The 23,687-nt window shown below is 57.2% G+C and carries 24 protein-coding genes; 6 read left to right on the top strand and 18 right to left on the bottom strand.

The features are described from left to right. The first annotated feature begins 151 nt into the window (after positions 1-151). Together ACH3PB_RS10380 and ACH3PB_RS10375 are read left to right on the top strand one after the other, a co-directional pair. Entirely contained in the window at positions 152-1,393 is a 1,242-nt protein-coding gene (locus ACH3PB_RS10380) for a lipoprotein-releasing ABC transporter permease subunit (protein ID WP_416399400.1), read from the top strand. Then, on the top strand, positions 1,386-2,093 hold the full coding sequence (locus tag ACH3PB_RS10375; protein ID WP_416399399.1) for an ABC transporter ATP-binding protein: 708 nt from the start codon (positions 1,386-1,388) through the stop codon (positions 2,091-2,093). Before ACH3PB_RS10380 ends, ACH3PB_RS10375 begins: the two co-directional genes overlap by 8 nt. Here the strand turns inward: ACH3PB_RS10375 and cysC are convergent. The 5 genes from cysC to ACH3PB_RS10350 form a co-directional block, all read right to left on the bottom strand. After that, the gene (gene cysC, locus ACH3PB_RS10370) at positions 2,071-2,736 is read right to left on the bottom strand and encodes an adenylyl-sulfate kinase (RefSeq protein WP_416399398.1); all 666 of its coding nucleotides are present in this window, start codon (positions 2,734-2,736) and stop codon (positions 2,071-2,073) included. The two genes, ACH3PB_RS10375 and cysC, sit on opposite strands and share 23 nt — an antisense overlap. Further along, positions 2,736-3,686, bottom strand: coding sequence for a transaldolase (gene tal, locus ACH3PB_RS10365; RefSeq protein WP_416399441.1), 951 nt, complete (start codon positions 3,684-3,686; stop codon positions 2,736-2,738). The genes cysC and tal overlap by 1 nt, the downstream gene beginning before the upstream one ends. Positions 3,687-3,711: 25 nt before the next feature. Next, positions 3,712-4,680, bottom strand: coding sequence for a tRNA dihydrouridine(20/20a) synthase DusA (gene dusA, locus ACH3PB_RS10360; RefSeq protein ID WP_416399397.1), 969 nt, complete (start codon positions 4,678-4,680; stop codon positions 3,712-3,714). 138 nt (positions 4,681-4,818) lie between these two features. After that, the gene (locus ACH3PB_RS10355) at positions 4,819-5,550 is read right to left on the bottom strand and encodes a Crp/Fnr family transcriptional regulator (protein WP_416399396.1); all 732 of its coding nucleotides are present in this window, start codon (positions 5,548-5,550) and stop codon (positions 4,819-4,821) included. Beyond that, positions 5,547-5,819 carry a hypothetical protein gene (locus tag ACH3PB_RS10350; RefSeq protein WP_416399395.1) on the bottom strand — a complete coding sequence of 91 codons (273 nt, stop codon included), beginning with the start codon at positions 5,817-5,819 and terminating at the stop codon, positions 5,547-5,549. Before ACH3PB_RS10350 ends, ACH3PB_RS10355 begins: the two co-directional genes overlap by 4 nt. Positions 5,820-6,131: 312 nt before the next feature. Here ACH3PB_RS10350 and ACH3PB_RS10345 point away from each other — a divergent pair, with 312 nt between their 5' ends. From ACH3PB_RS10345 to creC, 4 genes are read left to right on the top strand one after another with little or no spacing between them, the layout of a single operon-like run. Then, a complete protein-coding gene (locus tag ACH3PB_RS10345; protein ID WP_416399394.1) occupies positions 6,132-8,255 on the top strand; it encodes a marine proteobacterial sortase target protein in 2,124 nt (707 codons plus the stop codon). A gap of 47 nt (positions 8,256-8,302) precedes the next feature. Further along, positions 8,303-8,980 carry a class GN sortase gene (locus tag ACH3PB_RS10340; protein WP_416399393.1) on the top strand — a complete coding sequence of 226 codons (678 nt, stop codon included), beginning with the start codon at positions 8,303-8,305 and terminating at the stop codon, positions 8,978-8,980. Continuing rightward, positions 8,928-9,665 carry a two-component system response regulator CreB gene (gene creB, locus ACH3PB_RS10335; RefSeq protein ID WP_416399392.1) on the top strand — a complete coding sequence of 246 codons (738 nt, stop codon included), beginning with the start codon at positions 8,928-8,930 and terminating at the stop codon, positions 9,663-9,665. Before ACH3PB_RS10340 ends, creB begins: the two co-directional genes overlap by 53 nt. Further along, a complete protein-coding gene (gene creC, locus ACH3PB_RS10330) occupies positions 9,662-11,122 on the top strand; it encodes a two-component system sensor histidine kinase CreC (protein ID WP_416399391.1) in 1,461 nt (486 codons plus the stop codon). Before creB ends, creC begins: the two co-directional genes overlap by 4 nt. 25 nt (positions 11,123-11,147) lie before the next feature. Here creC and ACH3PB_RS10325 read toward each other — a convergent pair whose 3' ends face one another. From ACH3PB_RS10325 to ACH3PB_RS10265, 13 genes are all read right to left on the bottom strand, one after another. Beyond that, positions 11,148-11,831, bottom strand: a complete 684-nt coding sequence (locus tag ACH3PB_RS10325; RefSeq protein WP_416399390.1) for a Fe2+-dependent dioxygenase — start codon at positions 11,829-11,831, stop codon at positions 11,148-11,150. Further along, complete coding sequence (locus tag ACH3PB_RS10320) at positions 11,821-12,930, bottom strand: alpha-hydroxy acid oxidase (RefSeq protein WP_416399389.1); 1,110 nt, start codon at positions 12,928-12,930, stop codon at positions 11,821-11,823. The genes ACH3PB_RS10325 and ACH3PB_RS10320 overlap by 11 nt, the downstream gene beginning before the upstream one ends. 3 nt (positions 12,931-12,933) lie before the next feature. Further along, positions 12,934-15,288: a TonB-dependent receptor gene (locus tag ACH3PB_RS10315; RefSeq protein WP_416399388.1), complete on the bottom strand. Its 2,355-nt coding sequence runs from the start codon at positions 15,286-15,288 to the stop codon at positions 12,934-12,936. Between the two features lie 15 nt (positions 15,289-15,303). Then, positions 15,304-16,161, bottom strand: coding sequence for a TonB family protein (locus ACH3PB_RS10310; RefSeq protein ID WP_416399387.1), 858 nt, complete (start codon positions 16,159-16,161; stop codon positions 15,304-15,306). Further along, positions 16,158-16,607, bottom strand: coding sequence for an ExbD/TolR family protein (locus tag ACH3PB_RS10305; protein WP_416399386.1), 450 nt, complete (start codon positions 16,605-16,607; stop codon positions 16,158-16,160). The genes ACH3PB_RS10310 and ACH3PB_RS10305 overlap by 4 nt, the downstream gene beginning before the upstream one ends. Next, positions 16,604-16,999 carry an ExbD/TolR family protein gene (locus ACH3PB_RS10300; RefSeq protein WP_416399385.1) on the bottom strand — a complete coding sequence of 132 codons (396 nt, stop codon included), beginning with the start codon at positions 16,997-16,999 and terminating at the stop codon, positions 16,604-16,606. Before ACH3PB_RS10300 ends, ACH3PB_RS10305 begins: the two co-directional genes overlap by 4 nt. Beyond that, positions 16,999-17,661 (bottom strand): MotA/TolQ/ExbB proton channel family protein, encoded by a 663-nt coding sequence (locus ACH3PB_RS10295; protein WP_416399384.1) that lies wholly within the window; start codon positions 17,659-17,661, stop codon positions 16,999-17,001. Before ACH3PB_RS10295 ends, ACH3PB_RS10300 begins: the two co-directional genes overlap by 1 nt. Before the next feature lie 110 nt (positions 17,662-17,771). Continuing rightward, positions 17,772-18,842, bottom strand: coding sequence for a patatin-like phospholipase family protein (locus ACH3PB_RS10290; protein WP_416399383.1), 1,071 nt, complete (start codon positions 18,840-18,842; stop codon positions 17,772-17,774). A gap of 18 nt (positions 18,843-18,860) precedes the next feature. Further along, a complete protein-coding gene (locus tag ACH3PB_RS10285; RefSeq protein ID WP_416399382.1) occupies positions 18,861-19,601 on the bottom strand; it encodes a hypothetical protein in 741 nt (246 codons plus the stop codon). Positions 19,602-19,650: 49 nt separating this feature from the next. Continuing rightward, positions 19,651-20,535, bottom strand: coding sequence for an ABC transporter permease (locus ACH3PB_RS10280; protein ID WP_416399381.1), 885 nt, complete (start codon positions 20,533-20,535; stop codon positions 19,651-19,653). Next, positions 20,532-21,425: an ABC transporter permease gene (locus tag ACH3PB_RS10275; protein ID WP_416399380.1), complete on the bottom strand. Its 894-nt coding sequence runs from the start codon at positions 21,423-21,425 to the stop codon at positions 20,532-20,534. The genes ACH3PB_RS10280 and ACH3PB_RS10275 overlap by 4 nt, the downstream gene beginning before the upstream one ends. Next, a complete protein-coding gene (locus ACH3PB_RS10270; RefSeq protein WP_416399379.1) occupies positions 21,407-22,525 on the bottom strand; it encodes an ABC transporter ATP-binding protein in 1,119 nt (372 codons plus the stop codon). Before ACH3PB_RS10270 ends, ACH3PB_RS10275 begins: the two co-directional genes overlap by 19 nt. Next, positions 22,522-23,607 carry an extracellular solute-binding protein gene (locus ACH3PB_RS10265; RefSeq protein WP_416399378.1) on the bottom strand — a complete coding sequence of 362 codons (1,086 nt, stop codon included), beginning with the start codon at positions 23,605-23,607 and terminating at the stop codon, positions 22,522-22,524. The genes ACH3PB_RS10270 and ACH3PB_RS10265 overlap by 4 nt, the downstream gene beginning before the upstream one ends. Positions 23,608-23,687: the final 80 nt, after the last annotated feature.

The following is a 23,687-nucleotide window of genomic DNA, read 5'->3' as shown; positions in this document are numbered from 1 at the left end:
TGTTGGGGAAGTCGTTCATCGTGGGCCATAGGTCTGTTGCTTGATTTCATGGGCGATTCGCTAGCCTTTCTGATAGATGCAGAGGGCAGTCGCAACGCCGCCATTTATTTATTATAGTGGCTCGCCGCAGTCCTGAAGGATTTTTTGAAGAATGTTCAAACCACTTCCGTTTTTCATCGGACTTCGCTACACCTGGGCGAAGAAGGGCAACCACTTCATTTCCTTCATTTCGCTGTCATCCATGATCGGCCTTGCACTGGGTGTGCTGGTGCTTATCACTGTGATGTCGGTCATGAATGGCTTTGATCGTGAATTGCGTGAACGCATTCTCGGCATGGTGCCGCACGCTACCATTCAGGCCTACGATGGCATGCGTGATTGGCAGGCCATTGCTGAGAAGATTCCCGATAGTCCCGATATCGTCGCCATGGCGCCCTATATCCACGCGCAGGGCATGCTGACCTCGGCCGGCAGCGTTCGAGGTATGTTGCTCAACGGGATAGAACCCGAGCTCGAGAAGGGCGTCTCTATCGTTCAGAACCATATGAAGGCCGGCTCGCTGGACGACCTGGAGAGCGGTGAGTTCAATATCGTGCTCGGTGACATCCTTGCTTCGTACATGCATGCCAGGATAGGCGACAAGGTCACTGTGGTGCTGCCAGAGGCCTCTGTGACCCCAGCCGGAGTATTCCCCCGGCTTAAGCGTTTCAAGGTCGTAGGCATCTTCAGCGTCGGCGCAGAGATAGACGGCAACCTGGCACTGATCCACATCGATGATGCGGCCAAACTCAAGCGTATGGGCGAGCGTGTTGATGGCATCCGGCTCAAGGTCGATGATCTCTTCAAGGCCCAGCAGGTCGCATGGCGGGCAGTGGGTGAGCTCGGCTCGAACTATTCTGCGAGTGACTGGACGCGAAGCCATGGCAACCTGTTTCAGGCCATTCGCATGGAAAAGACACTGGTCGGGCTGCTGTTGATGATGATTATCGCCGTCGCGGCCTTCAACATTGTCTCCACACTGGTGATGGTGGTCACGGACAAGCGCGCAGACATCGCCATACTGCGAACAATGGGGGCCACACCTGGCACTATTCTGCGCATCTTCCTGTTCCAGGGACTACTAATCGGCTGCATCGGTATTTTCAGTGGTGCAGTGCTGGGTGTGTTGCTGGCTAGCAACATCAGCGGCCTGATCGCTTGGGTTGAACAGACTCTCGGCTTCCAGTTCCTCAGCGCAGACGTCTACTTCATCAGCTATCTTCCTTCACAATTGCTGTGGAACGACGTGGCGATTATTTGCGGCAGTGCCCTGGGCCTGGCGTTCCTGGCTACCATCTATCCCGCCATGAAGGCGTCCAAAATCGCGCCTGCCGAGGCTCTTCGCTATGAATAATGTCATCGACCGAACCAAGCCGGTCATCCGCTGTTCCGGTCTGGGAAAGGCCTATCAACAGGGGCGAACGGAAATCGAGATCTTCAACGATATCTCGATCGACATATTTCCTGGCGACACGGTAGCCATTATCGGTGCCAGCGGTTCCGGCAAGTCGACACTGCTGAATCTGCTTGGTGGCCTGGACAGCCCGACCAGGGGGCGCATCGAACTGGCTGGCACAGACCTCACGACGATCGGCGAGGCGGCGAAAGCCAGCCAGCGCAATCAGCATCTTGGGTTTGTGTACCAGTTTCATCATCTGTTGCCAGAGTTCACGGCACTGGAAAACGTGGCAATGCCATTGCTGCTGCGCAAGCTACCGGTTTCGAAGGCGCGTTCGCGGGCGGAGGCCTACCTGGAGCAAGTGGGGCTGAAACACAGGCTACAGCACAAGCCGGGCGCACTGTCGGGCGGAGAACGCCAGCGTGTGGCTATCGCCCGAGCCCTGGTGACAGAGCCATCATGTGTGATGATGGATGAGCCCACGGGCAATCTCGACCCGAACACGGCCGATCAGGTTACTGCCATTCTTCGCGACCTGGTTGATCGTCTGGCCATTGCCTTCGTGCTAGTGACGCACGATCACGCGCTCGCCAATACCATGCAGACCGTGTATGCGCTGGAGCATGGTGTGCTCAGGCCTGCCCGGCTCGGCTGATGTCGGTCACAGGAGGCTGATCGGTATTGGTCAGCTTTCGGATGTAGCCGTACTGCGTGAGGTAATCGACGAGTTCATCGATACATTCGTCCAGGCTACGGCTGCTGGTGTCTATGCTGATATCGGCTGAGGCCGGAACTTCATACGGCGAGTTCACACCGGTAAAATCCTTGATCTGACCGCAGCGCGCCTTCTTGTACAAGCCCTTGGTATCACGGCCTTCACAGGTTTCCAGAGGCGTCGAGACGTGAACTTCGATAAATTGCCCTGGCTTGAGTAGTGACTTCACCATTTTGCGGTCTTTTCGGAATGGCGAAATGAAGGCCGTGATCACAATCAGGCCTGCATCCACCATCAGACAGGCAGTTTCCCCCACGCGTCGGATGTTCTCGACCCTGTCCACTTCAGAAAATCCCAGATCCTTGTTGAGGCCGTGGCGCACGTTGTCCCCGTCGAGCACATAGGTATGGTGGCCCATCTGATGCAGGCGACTGTCAAGTGCGCTGGCCAATGTGGACTTGCCAGCGCCGCTGAGGCCGGTCAGCCAGACTACGCAGGGCTGCTGGTCCTTCTGCTCTGCCCGCTGAGTGGCGCTGACCTTGTAAGCCTGCCAGACAATGTTGCTGTTCTTCTGCTCGCTCATTACCGCACATCACCCTGTATAGCCCGTTTGACGATGCGTTCCAGCGCAATCTGATCGGCAGCGAAGGTACGGATACCTTCAGCCAGCTTCTCCGTTGCCATGGCATCCTCATTCAGCATCCAGCGGAACTCGGCTTCTGTCAGTGCTGCCGGCCGCGCTTCAGGCTCGCTGTCATGAGGCGGCAATGCGCGCTGCAGGTCTTCTTCGGTTTCAGCGAGTTCCTGCAGCAAATTCGGCGCTATGGTGAGCTTGTCGCAGCCGGCGAGGGCAGTGATCTGACCGATATGACGGAAACTGGCCCCCATTACAATGGTCCTGAAGCCATGTCGTTTGTAGAACTCGTAGATCTGCGCAACCGATTTGACGCCGGGGTCATCGATCGGGTCGATGTGGCGCACGTCGCGATCGCGCTTGTACCAATCATAGATCCGGCCGACGAAGGGGCTTATCAAGGTGGCGCCGGCATCGGCACAGGCGCGGGCCTGGGCAAAGCTGAACAGCAGCGTCAGGTTGCACTGTATGCCCTGTTGCTCGAGCTCAGCTGCTGCCTGGATGCCTTCCCAGGTGGCTGCAATCTTGATCAGAATGCGATCGCGAGCAATCCCGGCTGCTTCATAGTACTCGATGATCTGCTTGGCCTTGCTGACGGTGGCAGCAGTGTCGAAGGAGAGACGGGCATCGACCTCGGTTGATACATAGCCCTCGATGACCTGGAGGATTTCACCACCCACCAGTGTGGCAAAGCGATCACAAACGACTTCGACATTACCATCGCCAGCTTTAACGGCCTGGTCGAGCAGCGTTCGGTAGTGCGGCAGGTCGACAGCCTTGAGCAGAAGCGATGGGTTGGTAGTTGCGTCGTCGGGCCGATGCTTGAGGATGGCCTCAACATCGCCAGTGTCTGCAACCACGGAGGTCATGGTTCGGAGTTGCTCGAGTAGATTGGCCATCATTCATCCTGAATCTGTTGGGGGACTAGCTTGCTTCGTTGTATTGCAATGCTTCGACAGTGTCAATGGCGCGGGCAAAAACCGCAGGTGACGTGCCCGGACGCACGGCTTCGGTACTCAGCACCCGTCTGAAGACCCTGCCGCCTTTCTGGGCATGGAACAGGCCAAGAATGTGGCGGAGCATGGCCCAGACGCGCGTGCCTTCAGCGTGCTCCCGTTCCACGTAATCAAGGAACTGCCGGGCAACCTGGAGACGCCGTTCGATGTCGGTGGGGCCTTCAGAGACATCATGAGCCAAGCCGCCCGGCAGTTCTGCAAGGAGCCAGGGGGTCTGGTAGGCGGCCCGGCCAATCATCACACCATCGACATGTTGCAGGTGCTCAAGGCTGGCCTGCGTCGAATCGATACCGCCGTTGATGATAATATCGAGCTCCGGAAAGGCCGCCTTGAGGCGGTAGACCCGCTCGTAGATCAGGGGCGGCACCTCACGGTTCTGCTTCGGAGACAGCCCCTGTAGCAGGGCCTTGCGGGCATGGACAACGAAGGTCGAGCATCCGGAGCCACTAACTGTGTCCACAAAGTGATGCAGGCTATCTTCGCCATCCTGGTCGTCGATGCCAATTCGGTGCTTGATGGTCACAGGAATGTCCACTGCTTCACGCATTGCATTAAGGCAATCCCGGACCAGCTGTGGGTGGGCCATCAGGCAGGCGCCAATCATGTTGTTCTGCACTCGATCACTGGGGCAGCCGACATTCAGGTTGACGGCATCGTAGCCGCGCTGCTGCGCCATGCGGGCGCATTGCGCGAGCTCCTCAGGATTGCTGCCACCGAGCTGGAGTACGAGCGGATGCTCCGAGGGATCATAGGCCAGGAAGCGATCGGTATCGCCGTGAATAAGTGCACCGGTTGTGACCATTTCGGTGTACAGGACGACCTCCCTGTTCAGGAGGCGGGCGAAGTACCGGTAATGTCGGTCCGTCCAGTCCATCATCGGGGCAACACTGAATTTCGTGGTTGGGCGCTTATGCATTCTGATACAACGATAAAAAGTGGCTTGCGGGCATCTCAAAGCTGCCTTGATCCATCATTATACCGATAAAGGGCGCGTCTTGGGGCCCTGCTGCGTGCTTTAGTTGATGGAGCCCGGAAACCAGGTGGTATCAAGTCGACGATAGCGGTCTTTAAAATCGCAGAGCTCAACCATGCGTCGCTTGTTGAAAATCGTGACCTCACGATTACGTACGCTCATCAGACCCTCTTCTTCGAGTTCGCGGACTGTGCGATTGACATACACGGTCGTCAAGCCGATGGCATCGCCTATCAGCTCCTGTGAGAGCGGAAACTCGAACGTTAGCGCATCAAGATTTCGAAAGGCTGTCTGGCGAGCGTGGGCCTGCAGTACGAATAACATCAGACGATTTTTCCCGGGCATGCGGCCAATCGCTTTCAGTCGATCCACCAGAACCATCTTCTCCTGGAGACTCATGCTGTAGAGCAGCGCCGAAAGATTTGGATGGTGCCTGAAGATATTCGCGAATTTCTGTTTGGGGAATGGGCATAAGGTCGCCTGCGTAATGCTCATCAGCCCCGAGGCATGGATCTCGAAGGGCATTGATGACGAGCCGACAATATCGCCGGGATAATGAATGTTCAGGATGGTTCGATTGCCGTTAGGCAACTGGGAGAAAGATGCCACCCAACCGTCCTTGACTACGAATATATCACCCACCTGCGCTTCCTGGTGATAGATGATCGTTCTGGCCTTGTGTTGAACCTTTATGCTCTCGAGGTCGAGCAGCACTGATTTTTCCTCGCTGCTCAGGTCGATGTAATAGTTCATCTTGTCGATCAGACAGCTCATTCTGCGGGCGCCCCCTTGGGAGTGCTCAGCGCGGGCCGAATAAGATAGCGATAGATTCCAACACAATTGATGATAAAGAGGACTCCATTCTGCAAGGCAAGTGGGGTTTCTTTCTGCATCAGGGCAGCAACGATCCAGCACACGGAGGAGATTGTAAATACCACGAACCCTGCACCGGTAACTCTGCTACCTGCATTCATTGCAACGGCGATGGCGGCGAATACGCCAGTCAGCGAGGCCGACCATTCAAAAACTGATTCCAGATTCAATTGAGAGCTTGACCTTGTACGCCGGGTGAGGGGGCCCCATTGAACACCAAAGCTGGCGCACCCTGTTTTAAACTAGTTAAAAGAAGGCATCTTTGAGCGAGAAAGAACGCTCTTGTCGGATGCCCACCGGTATGAAGCGGCTTGGTTACGCTGGTAAAACAGCGCCCTTCCATCTGTACGTTAGCGATACCGGCATCCGATTAAAGATTACCACGCAGCCCTAGGCACTGGCATGGCTGCTCACACAATCCTCACAGTAAAACCAATCTGCCGACAGACAATGCAACCTGTACAAATCACAGGAGAATTGTCATGCCACGTCATACCGTTCCGAGCCGCTGGCTCGATCCCACCCGTGCCCTGCTGGCGATCTGCGTCTGGGTCGTTATTTCCTGCCTGGCGCAGCTGACGCAGGCGAGCGACTATGAGTCGCCTGCGACCGGCGTGCTGATGCTGCAAACGGGTGATGGTGTCCCCGTGCCCGCGCCCCTGCTGGATACCAAAGTCCAGGTCGAGGTCTCTGGTAGCATTGCCCGCGTCGTCATCGAGCAGCGATTTTTCAACCGCAACCACATGTTTACCGAAGGTAGCTGGCTGTTTCCGCTAGCTGACAAGGCCGCCGTGCGTGCGATGCGCATCGAGATCGGTGACCGAGTGATTGATGGCCGGATAGCCGAACGTGAAGAAGCCAGAACTCGCTATGCGGCAGCAAAAGATGAAGGACGTATAAGCAGTCTTGTCGAGCAGCAGCGACCAAATCTGTTTTCGACCAGGCTCGCAAACATTCCACCCGCAGAGTCTGTAGTGGTTCGGCTGGAATATATCGAAACCATCGACATTGACGCTGGGACAGCGAGGGTACGAATCCCGACCACGCTGACGCCGCGTTATTTTTCATCGACAGCCACGCGAGACGACCAAGATGCCGCCGTTATCGGTGCGCCTAGTGTGGACGGGGCGCTTCTGCCTGCTGAAGCGATACCGACTGTACAGCTTTCCGCCAGCTTTCGTGGCGCGCATATCGATGAGCTCAAGAGTCTTCATCATACTATTGTCGATTCAAATGCCCCGGGTGGCGGTCAGGACGAGATCAACAGTCATCGACGCAGTGATCGACACGTCAGTTTCAGCAAGACCAGCGAGCCGATGGATCGCGATATCGTCCTGACCTGGGCGCTCGCGGGCGAGGGAGAGCCCTATGCCGAGGTCTTCACCGAAACCGTCAACGGCGCGAATTATGGTTTGCTCGTCCTTGCGCCACAGCGTGTGGAAACTGTAGCGACACAAGACGGTGTCAGGCCGCCAAGAGAGATCATCTTCGTGATCGATACCTCCGGATCCATGGGTGGCGAATCAATCAGGCAGGCCCAGGCCGGATTACAGCAGGGCCTTACAAGACTCAGGCCTGAGGACACTTTCAATGTCATCGAGTTCAATTCCACGTTTAGTCAGCTCTATGCGGTTTCAGAACCAGCCACCACGCGGAATATCAATCAGGGGCTGGAATTTGTGAGGTACCTGGCCGCCGACGGTGGAACTGAAATGGCGGCAGCCCTGCGAAGCGCACTTGATAATGTGGAAGATAGCGAACGTATGCGTCAGATCGTCTTCATCACCGATGGTGCTGTGGGCAACGAGGCTGAATTGTTTGGCATCATCCACAAGTTGCTGGGCTCGAGCAGGTTGTTTACGGTTGGAATTGGATCTGCACCAAACGCCTGGTTCATGCGCAAGGCTGCTGAGGCGGGCCGGGGTAGCTTTACCTACATCTCGACCGCAGAGCAGGTGAGCGAGTCGATGGAACGCTTGTTTCGCAAGCTCGAATCGCCCTTGCTGACCGATATCAATGTTGAAACTCCCGACGGCGTCGCCGTAGACCTGGAGCCCGCAAAAGTGCCGGATCTTTATGCCGGTGAACCGCTTATCGTAGCCATCAAGTCAGAGCAGCCGGTGAGCCTGACGCTTCGGGGGACGCTCGCTGGCAAGCCCTGGACGAAAACGCTGAGTCTCGATGGCGCTACTCAGCACATTGGGGTATCAAGCGTCTGGGCCAGGGCCCGAATAGAGGCACTCTCGCGGCGGATTGAAACCGGTGCGCCGGAAGCTGAACTGAAGCCGGCTATTCTTGATCTAGCGCTCGAGCACCACCTGGCTTCAAGATATACGAGCTTCATTGCTGAGGAACAGACGCCAGTGCGAGCCCTTAACGAGCCGCTCGGCGAAGGGAAGGTGGCAAATCTTCTGCCGGCTGGCTCCGAAGTCGGTGTGCGCCCGGAAATTGCCGTGCCGCAGTACGCTGTACATTACCCGAATACTGCGACCTCTGGGGAGCTGTTCATGCTGATTGGCCTGGTGGGGCTACTGCTCGGCGTAGTACTGATTGCTTTCGAGCGCCGGCAAAGCGACCGTCGTCAGATCATCGGTACGCCATCGTGAGGACGCCAGGGGCTCTGGCCGAGGCTAGGGCTTACGATCACTCGGCCATGAGCTTCAACGCCGGCCATTGGGCACGACGGGGCCTGCTTGGTCTGGTGCTCTGCGGCAGCCTCTGGGCGCTCGGCTCTGCGTTATGGATCGATGTAAAAGCAATCGTTGCACAGGCACTGCTCGAGCAGGCCTGGGCAAGCACGATGTCCAGTCAGCGCTATGCTGATCCTGGGCAGAACATGTTGCAGGTGAAGCCTTGGCCATGGGCCGATGTCTGGCCAGTGGGTCGACTGCAGTTTCCAAATGGCAGCACGTATGTGGTGCTTAACGGCACCAGTGGTCAGGCCCTGGCATTCGGGCCAGGTCAGGTGGAAAATAGTGCAGCGCCCGGTGCCGGCCGCACGATTCTGGCCGGACACCGGGATACCCATTTCGCCGAGTTGAAAGACGTTCGCGAGCGGGACGTATTTACCCTCCAGGATAGCCGCGGCGTGCTTCGCAGGTATACTGTTCGTTCGATCAGGATTGTCGACAGTCGTGCGGAGAAGCTGCACCTCGGGGGTGCGGCGGCTGAGCTGCAGCTCGTGAGCTGCTATCCTTTCGACGAACTCACGGCCGGTGGACCACTGCGCTATGTGGTGACGGCCGAGATGACCGAACAGGTTTCAGGAAGCAACGATATTGAATCAACAGAACAGCACGTCATCTCAGCACATACTGCTGATCGAGGATGAGGCAGCAATCGCCGACACACTGGTTTACGCGCTTGAAACCGACGGCTTCAGGGTCAGCTGGAAGCGGCTGGGGCAGGACGGCCTGGCCCTGCTGTCAGCGGATACATCGAGTGTGGATCTCGTGGTGCTGGATGTCGGCCTGCCAGACATCAACGGCTTCGAGCTGTGCAAGCAGATCAGGCTGAAGTCGAGTGTGCCGGTGCTGTTCCTGACGGCGCGGCGTGACGAAATCGACCGGATCGTCGGCCTTGAGATCGGCGGGGATGACTATGTTACCAAGCCCTTTAGCCCTCGGGAGATCTGCGCGAGGATTCGTGCCATTCTGAAGCGGGTGCAACCTGCAGCGTCTATCGAGCCTGTGGCCCTTGCCTCTGGCCGCAGCTCGGTCTTCGATCTCAATGAGGACAGGGCGCGGATACGCTTCCATGGCCAGACCCTGGTACTGACCCGCTACGAATATCTGATCCTGAGTCACCTCATCAAGCATCCTGAGCGGGTATTCAGCCGCAGCCAGCTGATGGACCAGGTCTGGAACGAACCGGAAGCCAGTTTCGAACGAGCAGTAGATACCCATGTAAAGAGTATTCGCGCCAAACTTCGGGATATTCATGCCGATTCGAACCCCATCATGACGCACCGTGGCCTCGGCTATAGTCTGTCCGTCGGGGCGCAGGGTGGCACGTGAAGTTTGGTCGCCGCATATTTCTTGGTTATTTCATACTGGTAGGCATGGCCACGCTCTGGTTTCTCTATGGCGTTGCCGATCAGCTGAGGCCCTCGATCCGCCAGTCCAGCGAAGAAGCCCTGGTCGACACCGCCAACCTGCTGGCGGAGCTGGTGGCCATGGAAGTGCGCCCGCATGGGCAGATCGACGCACGATTGAATACCTCCGCGTTCTCGGTGGCGCTCAAGCGCTATCAGCATCGTCCGCTCAATGCGCGTATCTGGACACTGGACAAGACCAAGCCGCGTTTCACGATTTATGTTACTGATCGTGACGGCATCGTCGTTCTACACACCGATCCCGCGCAACTCGGCCAGGACTATTCGCAGTGGAACGACGTCAGGCTTACCCTGGCGGGCCAGTACGGCGCCCGTACGACGCAGCTGAATGAGGACGACGAATTCAGCACCGCCATGTATGTGGCCGCACCGATTTATCATCGAGGCGATATCGTTGGCAGCCTTACGGTAAGCCAACCCAACGCCAGTCTGCAGCCTTTCATCGATCTGGCCAGACAGCAGATCTGGCAACAGGGCACCATCATTCTGCTGGCTGCGCTCATCCTTGGCGCACTGCTGTCGTTCTGGTTGACCCGTTCGATCCGAAAGTTGTCGAGCTATGTCGACGAAGTCAGCGCCGGGCGGCGACCTGCCTTGCCAAAAATCCACGAGCGGGAGCTTGCGCATCTGGCAGACTCGATGGAAGCAATGAGGGAATCTCTGGAAGGGCGGCGTTACGTCGAGGAATATATCCACACGCTGACCCATGAGCTGAAGAGCCCACTCGCAGCGATCAGAGGCGCAGCTGAATTGCTGCAGGAGGCAGACATGGAGGCCGCCCGGCGCACTCGCTTTCTCAACAACATACTCGGAGAAGCGCTGCGGTGCACCTTGCTTATCGAGCGTCTACTTGCCCTTGCCGAAGTCGAGAAGCGAACTGAGCTGCGCAATGCGGAGCGACTGAACCTCAAGTCGCTGGTCGAAGCTGAAATCGAAGCCAAGTCGAGTCGAGCGCAGTTGAAACACCTGCAGACTCGCCTCCACGTCCCGACGGGTGACTGTCACGTCAAGGGCGAGCGGTTTCTGGTGGCTCAGGCCGTGAGCAACCTGCTGGACAATGCGATTGATTTCAGTCCGGAACATGCAGAAATCGAGCTCACGATAGACAGCCCCGGCAACGATGATCTGTGTCGAATCAGCATTATCAATGGCGGGGGCGTGATTCCCGATTACGCTGCCGAACGCATATTCGAACGCTTCTACTCGCTACCGAGAGCAGATAGCGACCGCAAGAGTTCAGGCCTTGGGCTGAGCTTCGTGAAAGAAATCGCCGAGCTGCATGGTGGCCGGATCGAAATTAGTTCGGATCTATCCACGAGGTCCGTGAAGGCGGAATTATATCTGCCTCGCTGGCATTGAGCAGCTGATGTCAATCACTGACCAGCTATGCCGTCACTGACCAGCTTCGCAAGAGATTATGATAGAGCGCGCTGAGTCTGCGAACTTCATGATCATCAGCGCCGCGGTCGACTGAAAGTACCTGAATGGCCTGATCGAGCTCGAACAGTTGCTCGCGTTGATGAGTCTCGCGCACCATGCTCTGTACCCAGAAGAAAGCGGCCTGTCGCCGGCCATTTGTTACCGGTCGCACTTCATGCAGGCTGCTGGACGGATAGAGAATGAGACTCCCCGCATCGAGCTTTACGCTTTGCGCGCCGAAGCTGCCTTCGATCATCAGCTCGCCACCATCATAAGACTCTGGCGCCGAGAGAAAGAGTGTGGCTGAAATGTCGCTACGCAAAAGGCGCTGGTCTGGCAGGGTCATAATGGCATTGTCGACATGCAGGCCATAGGCGCCACTGTGCTCATAGCAGTTGAAACGTGGTGGAAAGATACTGCACGGCAGGGCGGCCGAAAGAAAGGTGGGGTGGCTGCCGAGCTTGCGAAGAATAAAGTCACGCAGCTCTTTTGCCAGTACGGAATCATCGTCAAGCTGCAGATTGCGTTTCACCTGGCGCGCCTGACTGCCCGCAGTCTGACGACCATCTACCCACTCGGCAGTGGCCAGCCGTTCACGTATGGCTATTATTTCGTTTTCGCTTAGCAGGGCCGGGATTTCAGTCAGCAAGAATGCAGTCCTTGGTAATGGCGCTCAGGGTAGGGCAGCCGCTCAGGGCCATGGCCGTTTCGAACTCGGTTTGCAGGAGGCGGAGCATGTGGGCTACACCCAGGGCGCCGGCGACTGCCAATGCGTAGAGTTGGGGACGACCAACGAGTACACAGTCGGCCCCCAGAGCCAGCGCCTTCAGCACATCCGTTCCACGACGAATGCCGCTATCGAGCAGCACCGGGAAGCTTTCGCCGACCGCAGCGCGAACGGCAGGCAATACACTGATCGACGAGGGCAGTCCATCGAGCGTTCGACCGCCATGATTGGATACCACAATGCCCGCACAGCCTAATGCCTTCAGTTCCAGTGCGTCCAATGGATTCAGTACACCCTTGATGATGACAGGCAACTGCGTCTCCGATAGCAGCCATATGATATCCGCCGTAGTGGGTGCGTCAGCCATGAAGCCGTGCAGGATTACGCTGTCGGTCGGCTCGAGCACTCGTTGCGGCGATTTGGGAAGTCCATCGAGATTGACCGCTCTGACATCGTCGGGCATTTCGAAGCCAGCACGCTGGCCGCGGTTGCGTAACCCGGATACAGGGGCATCGAGTGTGACGACGAGCGCCTTGTAGCCAGCACGCTCGGCACGACGAAGCAAAGCGAGTGTGGCTGAGCGATCTGGCTGAAAATAGAGCTGGAACCAGCGTGTGTCAGGACCCTGCTGCGCAATGTCTTCAAGGCTCTCCGAGGCCAGCGTACTCACCACCATGCCGCAATCGACTGCGGCAGCGCCAGCAGCTGTTGCCAGTTCCCCGTCGGGATGCACCAGTTTCTGATAAGCGACCGGAGCCAGCATGATCGGATAACGCAGCGCACTGCCTAGTAGCGTGCAGCCGGTATCAGCATTGCTGAAGTTACGCAGAAGACGCGGTTGGATCCTGATGCGCTCGAAATCCTCGACATTTCGAGCCAGAGTGTGTTCGTCGGCCACGCCTGCAGCAATATACTCACTGCAGGCGTGATCCAGGCGGGTAAGCGCGACCCGCTCATAGTCCCCCAGGCTCACGATGTCCCGGGGTATGCTGAGCGTCGCGCTCTCCGTCGTCTTGCTCACGACTTAGAACTCGTAGGCCAACGCGAGCTGTGCATTTCGGGCGTCACCGATATAAGTGAATGCGCCGCTGCGGTAGGCCGCGAGGTAGTAGTCCTTGTCGAAGACGTTGTTGACGTTAAGACGTGTACTGAGTTTCTCGGTAAAGGCATAGCTGGCAAAGAGATCATATTTTGAGTAGCTCGGCACTCTGTACGCATAGTCGTTCCGAGCCGCGTCGAAGCCAGCTGCCGAATCCGGCTGTCCGGCAAACATCTCGCTCGAGTAAGTCGCTGCGCCGCCGAAGGCGAACTTCTCGGTCGCCTGGTAGCGGAGCTGCAGGTAGAGACTTTCCTCTGCGAAGTTGCTCAGTGTACGGCCTTCACTCTCGCTATCATAGGACTCGAGAACCTCAGCCTCCATGACTGACACGCCAAACTGTGTGCTCAGCTTATCGGTGAGATTACCCGCCAAAGACAGCTCTACACCACGAACACGATTCTCACCAGTATTGAGCGTGCCGAGCGTGGCGTAGTCGTCGCCTACGCTTTCCATGACATCATCCTTGGTGATCTGGAATAGCGCAGCAGTAGCCAGCAGTTTCTCGTTCATGATGTTCCACTTGGTCCCGACTTCGATATTCTCCGTCAGCTCTGGCTCGCTTTTCGTGACCTGTACAGGGTCATCGCCGCAAAGGCCACCATAGCCGCAGTTGCTACCCAGGTCTGATTCTCCACCGTTGATATTCGCTGAGGTACTGTAGGTCGCGTAGAAGTTGCCCTGCTCGGTGATCTGGTACACGACCCCGAGGTGCCCGTTCCAGAGTTCGTCAGAGTAGGTATAGTCGGTGGTGTTGGCGAGGCCAGTAGTGCGGTCTGTTGAAATCACTGCATTTTCGTAGTCGAAACTGTCGAGTCGAACGCCGAAAAAGACCGACCACTGATCAGTGATATCGACGGTGTCCATCAGGGAAAGAGATAGTGTTTCTACGGAATAGTCGCTATCCCAGGCGCCCTTGCTGATCTGCCGGCCAATAATGCCGTCGGGCTTGCCAACTGTCGCACCATCAGGTCCGACCAGGCAATAGGTCTGGAACACGCTGCCACGTCCTGCAACCGCGCAGTTTGTGGGCGCAGTGTTACTTACGTCATAGACGCCATTCAGTACATTGTTGTTGGAAAATTCAGCCGAAACCACGAACTGGTTGGGCATCGACATCCATTCGGTATCGAGGAAGAGGTTTAGCTGATTGGCGAAATACTCGACCTCCTGATAGCCCTGGTGGGTACTTAAGGACACGGTTTCCACTCCGGGTGCGAGCACATCCTCAGCTGCTCTGGCCGTGCCTCTGGCACCGGTCGTGACATAGCCGTTGTTCGTGGTGCCATAACGGCTGGCATTTTCGAGTCGTATGTTGTCGTCGATATCGTAGCCAGCCCTGAAGGTGAACACCTCGATTTTGGAATCGAGAAAATCTTCGTCCTGAGAATAACTCGGCAGGTCATCCACGGGCCGGCCACCCCCGGCAACGATATAGGTGCCGAGGTCAGGGCGGTCCATGGCATTGAGATAGTAATAATCGAGCTTGAGGTCGAGCCGATCGGTGGCCTCGAAAAGTCCGGACAAGGCCACGCCATTTCGTTCACGGTCCGCGGGTTCGCGGTCAGGTACTTCTTCGTAGGCGTGAAGCAGGTTGAGACGCAGGGCCGTGCGCTCGGTCACTCCGACGTTGCTGTCCAGGGTCAGCCGGCGATAGGCATCGGTGCCGACGCCGACTTCTGCCTTGTTGAAATCGTATTCAGTGCTGGCGTGCTTGGTGATGCTGTTGATGGCACCGCCGGTAGAGCCGCGACCCGCGAATGTGGAGCTCGGGCCTTTGGTCACTTCGACCTGTTCGGTCGCGAAGGTCTCCCGCGTGGTCATGCCTGGGTCGCGCAAACTGTCGACGAAGACGTCGCTGCGGGCTTCGTGGCCGCGGATGATATAGCGATCGCCAAAAGCATTACCGTTTTCGCCAGTACCGAGGGTAATACCAGGTTGTGCTGCGAGTACCTCTTTCAGGTCGCTCTGGCCGGCGTCCTTGATCTGAGTCTGGGTGAACACGTTGATGGTCTGCGGCGTTTCGGCGAGCGGCTTGACGCGGCGATCGTCGCCAGAGACCTTGGCTTTGTATGGCGCACCCGGTTCAGAGTAAGGGTTGGTGTCTACTGTTCTTTCCTCCACCTGCATGGTGTCGAGGACGAAAGCGTCGTCATCATCCCCCTGCGCAAAGCCTCCAAGCATCAGCGCCGGAATGCCGAGCGTGAATGCGCCGGCTTTCCGGGTGATGACTGTACGACGTAAAGTAAGCGGCATCGCTTTATTTGAGGTACTGCTATGCATGACTAGTCCTTGGTGTTAGTCCCTGAACAGGGCGTTGGTAATCAGCGAATATTCGATTGGAATGACAAGGGAAATTTCTTCTTTCTCAATACTGTCCGGTAATGGCGGCAGCGGTGCCGCCTCACGCAGCATATCCAGGGCCGCCGCATCAAGCAGAGGAAAGCCTGAGCTGTTACTGATGCTCGGGTGCAACACGGTGCCATCGCGTCGCATGCTGAACTTTATGGTTACCGTGCCCTGCTGCTTCTCGCGCTTTGCGGCTCGAGGATATTGCTTGTGCCGGTTCAACCAGGCAAAGAGTTCACTGAAATAGTCTTTGTTGGCGCCAGCCTTACCACCGTTGCTGCGAGCGTTGCTGCTACCGGTCGCGCGTCGCGCGGTAGTCGCCGGCGCAGGTTTTGTCTCGGGCTTGCGATCATCTGTTTCTGTTTCTGTTTCCGGCTCCGGCTCAGGCTGAGGATCAGGTTCCTGCGCCGGCTCGGCTGGCGCAACCAGGCTTGGCGCTTCAGCCTTTTCCAGTTTCAGCTCGGCCTCCGGCTGGACCACAGGCTCCGGCTCAGGCAGCGGCTCCGGCTCAGGTTTGGGCGCTGGCTTCGGCTCTGGCTTGGGCTCAGGTTTGGGCGCTGGCTCGGGCTTGGCCTCTGGTTTCGGAGCTGGATCGGGTTCTGGCTCGGGCTCTGGCTCAGCAGGCGCGGGCGAGAGGTCGACATAGGTGCCTAGCATGCCCAGCCCAATCTCCAGTCCCTGTTCACCTTCAGCAATCGAGCCGCTATCGCTTGGGCGGTACTCGCTGGTCTTGAGGTAGGCAATAGCGACTGCGGCGTGAAGCAGCAGTGCAGTGAGGCCTGAAGCAATCAGTAAGCGTGGTTTCACAGATTCGCCGCTACAGGCCGTGAATGGTCTGCTTCATTGAGCGTTCGCAGGTTCACTGCAGCACCCTTGACCTTACTGAATAGACTGAGGACGGCGTAGAGTTTCTTCACCTCCAGTTGCCTGTCGGCACTGATGGAGACGATGGCGGCCGCCTCCTCGTCCATTTCCGCGACCTGGCGGCTCAGCGCCTCGAAGTCGAGCTCTTCACCGTTCAGGTAGAAGCGCTCGTCGGCGGTCAGCGACAGACTGAGGGTTTCAGGTTCGGCCTGCTGGCGCGCAAGATTCGTCGAAGGCAGTTCGATATCAGCGCTGGGGACGCGCGCGATAGTGCCCACAATCATGAAAAATATAAGCAGCAGGAAGACGATGTTGATGAGGGGGATCATATTGTCTTCAGCCGATTTGTGCCTACGGCTAACGACCTGTAGGGAAGGTGGCTTCATCATTTCACAAGTTGCCCTAATTGAACTGATTCATGACCGGCTTCATTGAGAGTCTCCAGTGTGCGCACGAGCGCATCGACTGCGATGCCGCTAACCGGCACGAGGAGCAGTGATCGTGAGGTGTCGAGCTGCGATACCAGTTCGCTCAGCGGCAACTGAGCCTTTGATTCGCTGCCGCGAATGCTGAAGCTATTGACGTCATGCATGATCAACATCTGTGGTTCGACGTTCGCGACTGACTCGCCACCAGTCGTGGCGGCTTTGAGCGGTACTGCTGACCACTTTGAAAATGTGCTGGTGAGCATGAAGAACATCAGCAGTATGAACACGACATCGATCAGAGCGGTGAGGCTGATACGCTTGCGTGCCCGCAGCGGCAGAAGACTGCTGCTCATCACGCAGCGGCAGCAGTCAAAGCTGGCTTGCTCCGGCCACGGAAAAGAGCTTCCGCAGTAAACATGCGCTGTAGCTGATTTTCGATGGCGGCCGCCTCGAGCTCACTCCGTCGTTCAAACCAGCTGTGCAGTAGTGATACCGGAATGGCGACAGCCAGACCGATTGCAGTGGTCAGCAAGGCTTGCCAGATGCCGCCAGACAGTACTGATGGATCGACGTTGGCGCCCGCCACCTCCATGGCCTTGAAGGCTTCTATCATGCCCATCACCGTACCGAGCAGGCCCAGTAGGGGCGCGAGCGTAGCAATGACTTCCAGCACACGCAGGTAGCTTGTCAGCTCGGCAGCATCGACACGTGCCTGACGCATGGCCTCTTCCCGTGCCTCGTCCGGCGCCAGGCCGGCTTGCTCGAATACCTGTAGGACCTGCCTTACGATGCGCGCCCGCAGTGATTTTCGATCGGCAACAAGCTGCAGGGCGGCCGATCTGTCTCCGGCATCGATAAGATCAAGTGCGCGGTCCGGGGCAGTATCAGCCAGCCGGAGCTGGATGGTGTACTGCCATAGCTTGGCGATTGCTATCGTCACCGCAACGATGGAGAAGATGAAGAGGGTCCAGACGACCGGGCCGCCCTCGACGAACGAAGTGATGAGCTGATTCAAGATATGTCCCTGAAGTGCTGGTGATAAGACAAACGCAAACGCGAACGATTCGCATTATAATTGTGTGTCTGGCGAAATCGCAACCAGTATCATGGACAATTTGTCAGGGTTCAGGTTCTGCTGTTGGAAAAGGCCGTGACGCGATCCAGACCCCGGCCAAGCTCGACCAGCTCTGCGAGTTCCTCCGACAGGCGCTCGCTTTCACTAATGACGGTTTGCCAGTAATGCAGACGCGTGACAGGGTCCATTTCGAGAAAATCGTTTCGATCAGGAATCTTGCCGTACGGCAAGCGGGCTACGAAAGCACGAGAGGGTGCCAATAGCACGACGTTATCGTAGTTGTGCATGGCGGCGCGGCGATAGCGCAGTGACTTGTCGAACCAGCCAGGCGTGATCAGCTGGCTGAAGTGAGGGTAGAGCACCAGGCCGCTGTCGTGTGCAGGCAAGAACGGCAGGTCGAAGTGATAGTCCAGAATGCCACCATCACGATAGATTCCTGGAGGCGCACCTTCAATGTTCTTCACGCCTTCGAGAATGAGCGGAATTGATCCGCTCGCCATCAATGCGTCTTCGGTGTTGTCCGCGGTGAGCCTGACATTGTGGGTGGCGAAATCGTCGAATTCGAAAAAACTCTGATGGCCGCTGTGGAAGATCACACGTTCGACAAAATAGCGAAGGTTTCGGCGCGACAGCATGTTGGCCGCGCCCGCCGTGACAAGTCCGCCTAGCTGCATCCACCGGGTCTCGCTGGCCGCAGGACCTTTGCAACGATTGGTAATGATATGGGTCTGAATGCGGTCATTTTCGGCGATTTGCCGGGCGCCCTCCGGACCGAGAAAGTGCTTGACCAGAACGCGCGCCTTGCCACTGATTTCCTGAGGACTCGGTTTGGCCGAGTAAGTTTCCCGCGAATAGAGATCCGCGAGACGTTGCACTGCAGCGGCGGGGTCATCCTGTGCAAAGCAGGCCATCTGCCAGGCGCCGGCGGACGATCCAAGCGTATGGAGCGGGGTGGTTCGGTGCCTGAAGAATTCTCCGAAGAGATACTGGTTCAGGCTCTTGAGCACGAACCACTTGGGCCCGCCCGAGGCAGCCACCACGGCTCTGAAATCGGCCTGTCTCAGGCCATGCTGACGAATGTGGTCCAGTGCGCGTCGACCGGCGATGATGCTCAGGTTCAAAGTCAGATGCCTCAGCCGTCAGAGCGAGCGGTCGTGAATCATGCTCTCAAGATAATAGGAGAGCGCCTTGAGCTGCTCGTCCGTCAGCTGTCTGACGAGCTTGTCGATGAGTCCGCGTACGCCTGAACCCACACCTTTCACACTCATGTCCGCAGTTTTGCGCGTTATCGAGCCAATGCTCACCATGGCAGTCGGCTGCAGATAGTAGGCATCGATGCTCTCAGTGACCAGCTCGCTCAGCGTGGCCACGATCAAGTCAAGGCTCGCTCGCGGGTGGGGGTCGTTCTGCACCTTGCTGATCAGCGTCAGTGCCCGTTCGTGAAGATCATCGCTGATCGGAAAAACAAGATGATGCGATTTTGCTTCGTAATTGTGATGAAGCATCGTCTCCAGATAATCTGCAAGCTGCGCGAGCTCGTCAGCGGTGCGCTTCTTGAAAAACTGCCCGATCACGAAGCCGATGGCTTTCTCAATGCCGCGAATACCCGTGTCGGCAGTCTTCTTCGCCATGGCCGGTAGCGGCACGATTTCAGTAGGGCGATGGTAGTAACCCTGAAACCCGGCTTCGGTCAGAAGCGTGACAGCCTGGCCGGCTTCCCTGGCAAGCTGATCGACAGGCTCATGCGCACCAGCCTTGCGAATATTCTCCAGTACGCGGCAGGCCTCGTCATACGTCGCCTGTTTAAGTTCGAAGCCCCAATGAGGGGATGTTTTGACAGTATTGGCAGTACCGGACATCACGGTCATCCTTAGCGACATAAACAACATACTTCCTTGCCGGATCATACTTGTCTATGGGCGCGCCTGACTAGCCACTACGAGCTGTTTTGTCTCGCTGTACAAAAACCGAGATCAGTGCCAGAGCGGCAGAGCCGATCATCAAGAGCACCGAGACGGCATTCAATACTGGCGTGGAGCCGCTTTTGAGTCGATCGAACATGGCGATTGTCAGTGGGGCGTCCGAACCGACCAGCATGAGCGTGGTGTTGAAGTTTTCGAAGGACATCAGGAAGCTCACAATGGCAGAGCCGATGACCGCGGGCATGAGCCACGGTAGCGTTACCGTGAACACGGCGACCAGTCGAGAAGCACCGAGATTCATTGCCGCATCTTCAAGCGTTATGTCGAATTTGCGGAGTCTGGCAGAGATGACCAGCGTGGCCATTGTACTGATGAACGCAAACTGACCCGCGACGACCAGTGCGAGTCCTGGGCGAAGCACCTCTACTTCATAACCGAAGGTTTCGTCAATCCAGTTCGCGGTGTTACTGCTGAACACCAGTATCGATACGCCCAGTATGACGCCGGGCACGACCAGTGGGGTCAGCATCAGAATATAGAGCAGGTTTTTGCCCGGAAACTCACGGCGCTCGAAGAGAAAGGCGTTGCAGATGGCGACAGCGATGCTCAGGATCGTTGTCGCCAAAGCCACGACTACGCTGGTCCAGATGCTGCCCAGCAGCGCTTCGTCGTGGAAGATGCCCTTGCGCGATATGCCCTCGCTGTTCGCGGTGCCGTCAGCGAGATACCAGTCGAGCGTGAAACCATTCCAGGGCAGAGCTGGAAAGCCTGAGTCGTTGAAGGAAAATACCGCTACCACGACCAGTGGTGCCAGCAGGAACATGAAAAACAGTGCGACGTAAACACCATAGGTCAGTCGGAAATAGCGGCTGCCGGGGATAGACGCGATCATGACATCACCCTGGTGAAGGACTGCCTTGTGATCTTGAGCCCCGACCATACAATCAGCGACGACAGCAACAGCAGCAGTATGCCGAAGGCCGAACCCTGCTCCCAGTTGAAGCGGGTGATGAACTGTGTATAGATCTGCTCTGTGAACCACAGGCTGCTCTTGCCGCCGAGGAGTGTTGGCGTGAGGTAGTTGCCCAGGGTAAGCATGAACACGATGATGCAACCGCTGACGATGCCTGGGGCGGCGTGAGGGATGACCACGGCTCGGAGAACATGCCAGCTGTTGCCACCAAGATCGTAGGCTGCCTCGATGAGGCTGTCGTCGAGACTGTCCAGCGTGCTGACCAGCGGCACGACCATGAACAACATCGAGGTATAGACCAGACCCACCATGATAGCGATGTCGTTATACAACATTTCTACTGGCTGATCCGCCAGTCCCAGCCACTGCAGTAGGCCGCTGATCAGTCCGGATTCCCTCAGCAGAATCATCCAGCCATAGGTCCTGACCAGCTCACTCACCCAGAACGGAATCAGGCAGAGGATGAACAGCAGCGATCGCGTTCGGCCTCTCAGCATCTTGGCGATGTAGTAGGCGATGGGGAAACCGATAATCAGAGTAAGGGCAGTCGCAAGGATCGACATGACCGCCGTTCGAACGAAGGTGTTCCAGTACAGCGGCTCCGTGAAGAAGGCGGTGTAGTTGTCCAGGCTGAATGCATACTCGCGAGCCGCGACGCGTTGGCGTAGCGAGATGGCCAGCAGGTCCAGGTGCGGCAGGATGATCAGCAGCAGGAGCCAGAGTAGAATCGGCGCAAGCAGCAGCCAGAGGCTGAGCCGACCAGCGGACCCCGCCACACCGTTGCCGCGGTTCACGTGGCCGGAAAGCAAAGTGCTCGCGCCTCGTCCCAGTACAAGGTGATAGCGTCGCCCTTGGCGAGCTGCGCGTAAGGCCCGCTTTGCGGCAGCTGCACCTGTAGCTTGAGCGCCGCGTTCACCTCGACCGTAAAGTGACTACGGGCACCGTCGAACAGGATGGTATCAACATGACCTTCGACACGATTGAAAGCCCCACTGCCCTCAGGTGGCTGTCCGATACTGATGGCTTCGGGCCGAATATAAACAGCGGCTGGCTCGCCTGCTGTCAGCGTGCGACGTACTGAGGCAGGCGCAGTCGCTCGCAGTTGCGGGCCATATTCGGTCTGCAGTTCAACTACGGTTTCGCTGATACGCTTCACTGTGCCAAGGCAGCGATTGCTCTCGCCGACGAAGCCGGCGACAAAGGCAGTCGCTGGTTCATAGTACAGTGCCTGCGGCGTACCGACTTGCTCGAAGCGACCGTGATTCATGACAGCCACCTGATCCGACATCGCCAGCGCTTCAGATTGGTCATGGGTGATATACACGAAGGTGGTGTTGAAGGCGTGCTGAAGCTGTTTAAGTTCGATTTTCATCTGCTCACGCAGTTTGAGATCGAGCGCCCCCAGCGGCTCGTCGAGCAACAGGACGGCCGGCTCGAGCACCAGGCAACGGGCGATCGCAATACGTTGCTTTTGCCCACCGGAGAGCTGGTCGATTCGCTTGTCGGCCGCATCGGGCAGGCCGATGCGCGAGAGAACCTCTGCAATTTTCCGTTCACGCTCAGCTTTCGCCACACCTCGGCGCTTGAGGCCATAGGCAATGTTGCCAGCCACAGTCATCGTCGGGAACAGCGCGAGGTGCTGAAACACCATGTTGACCGGCCGCTTGTTGGGTGGTGTGGCGAGCACGGAGTCTTGCTGGATCAGAATGTCTCCAGCGTCAGGCTTCTGAAAACCCGCCAGCATCCGCAGCAGTGTGGTCTTGCCGCAGCCTGACGGCCCGAGGATCGAAAAGAAAGATCCGTGCGGGATGCTGAAGGAGACCGAATCGACGGCCTGGAACTCGCCGAAAGCCTTGCTGAGGCCCACGCATTCAAGATCGAAGCGTGGCCCGTTCTGGCTGGCGCTCAACCAGCAGCCTTGACGCGATCGAGCACTTTGCCTTCCAAGTCTTCAAGCCCAGCCGGTACCGGTGGATACCACTTGATGTTATCGACGTCCTCTTTCGAGAAACTGTCCTGGTATTGTTGCTTCAGCGTCTCGTTGACGAACTCATCAGCGCCCTCAGAAGCCGTGAAGTTGCCGGCAGATTCAGCGATCTGCGCTGCGACCTTTGGTTGCATCACGAAGTTGATCCACTTGTAGGCGGCATCCTCTGCCTTGGTCTTTCGCGGCAGGGCGAAAGTATCGATCCACCCAAGTGCACCAGATTTCGGCGCTACGAAGTTGATGTTCTTGTTGTCACTATTGAGCTTCCAGCCGCCGGCATCCCAGCCCATGGCTGCGACCACTTCGCCTGAGCGGATCAGATTCAGCAGCTCGTCGTTACCATCCCAGTAGGCTTTCACCTTGGGCTTGCAACTGATGAGTTTGTCTTCGACCTTCTTCAGGATCTGCTGGTAGCGTTCAGGGTTATTGTAAGCAGCGAATGGATCTTCGCCCATTGCGAAGGCAAAGCCGATCAGCGTTGGACGCTTAAGTCGGTATGATACAGGGCCGCTCAGCTTGTCGTTACAAAGGTCGGTGTAGTCTTTTACGCTGGCGGCATCCTTCTTGTTCACGATGAGCCCGCTGGTGCCCCAGATGTGCGGCACGCCATACACCTGGCCCTGGAACGAGGTGTTAGTTTTCGTCGCTTCCAGCATCGAAGCCGTCATTTGTTCGGTCTTGATCTTGCTTAGATCAATCGGTTTATAGATGTCAAAGTCAGCCTGCGCGCTGCTGATGCGGTCCTGACTCGGCTGAGCTAGGTCGAAGCCAGCGCCACCGGTCGCACGCAGCTTGGAAATCATGTCTTCGTTGTTGGAAGTCGTGACTTCGACGTCGATCCCCGTTTCCTTTTCAAACTGCTCCACGACCTCGTCTGGCGCATAGCCGCCCCAGGTCAGCAGTCGCAGTGTCTCTGCATGGACTGAGGCAGCCAGGAGTGTGAGTCCAGCTGTGAGGGCGAGCGATGTCGTCGAACTGAAGCGTTTTTTCAGTGGCCTGGTCATGGAGTAGTTCCGCCTTGCTTGTGAGGTTGCAGACATAGTGTCCCGTCTGGTGAATCCGCGTACTTAAAACGAGTTGACGC

This window comes from Allohahella sp. A8, assembly GCF_047946665.1.
Lineage (GTDB): Bacteria > Pseudomonadota > Gammaproteobacteria > Pseudomonadales > Oleiphilaceae > Allohahella.
The sequence above is the reverse complement of the archived record's forward strand: the minus strand, read 5'-3'. Positions and strand labels throughout refer to the sequence as shown.

Coding starts and splice junctions, on each gene's coding strand:
- ACH3PB_RS10380 (WP_416399400.1), top strand. CDS start 152: ATGTTCAAACCACTTCCGTTTTTCATCGGACTTCGCTACACCTGGGCG.
- ACH3PB_RS10375 (WP_416399399.1), top strand. CDS start 1,386: ATGAATAATGTCATCGACCGAACCAAGCCGGTCATCCGCTGTTCCGGT.
- cysC (WP_416399398.1), bottom strand. CDS start 2,736: ATGAGCGAGCAGAAGAACAGCAACATTGTCTGGCAGGCTTACAAGGTC.
- tal (WP_416399441.1), bottom strand. CDS start 3,686: ATGGCCAATCTACTCGAGCAACTCCGAACCATGACCTCCGTGGTTGCA.
- dusA (WP_416399397.1), bottom strand. CDS start 4,680: ATGATGGACTGGACGGACCGACATTACCGGTACTTCGCCCGCCTCCTG.
- ACH3PB_RS10355 (WP_416399396.1), bottom strand. CDS start 5,550: ATGAGCTGTCTGATCGACAAGATGAACTATTACATCGACCTGAGCAGC.
- ACH3PB_RS10345 (WP_416399394.1), top strand. CDS start 6,132: ATGCCACGTCATACCGTTCCGAGCCGCTGGCTCGATCCCACCCGTGCC.
- ACH3PB_RS10340 (WP_416399393.1), top strand. CDS start 8,303: ATGAGCTTCAACGCCGGCCATTGGGCACGACGGGGCCTGCTTGGTCTG.
- ACH3PB_RS10315 (WP_416399388.1), bottom strand. CDS start 15,288: ATGCATAGCAGTACCTCAAATAAAGCGATGCCGCTTACTTTACGTCGT.
- ACH3PB_RS10305 (WP_416399386.1), bottom strand. CDS start 16,607: ATGATGAAGCCACCTTCCCTACAGGTCGTTAGCCGTAGGCACAAATCG.
- ACH3PB_RS10300 (WP_416399385.1), bottom strand. CDS start 16,999: ATGAGCAGCAGTCTTCTGCCGCTGCGGGCACGCAAGCGTATCAGCCTC.
- ACH3PB_RS10285 (WP_416399382.1), bottom strand. CDS start 19,601: ATGTCGCTAAGGATGACCGTGATGTCCGGTACTGCCAATACTGTCAAA.
- ACH3PB_RS10280 (WP_416399381.1), bottom strand. CDS start 20,535: ATGATCGCGTCTATCCCCGGCAGCCGCTATTTCCGACTGACCTATGGT.
- ACH3PB_RS10265 (WP_416399378.1), bottom strand. CDS start 23,607: ATGACCAGGCCACTGAAAAAACGCTTCAGTTCGACGACATCGCTCGCC.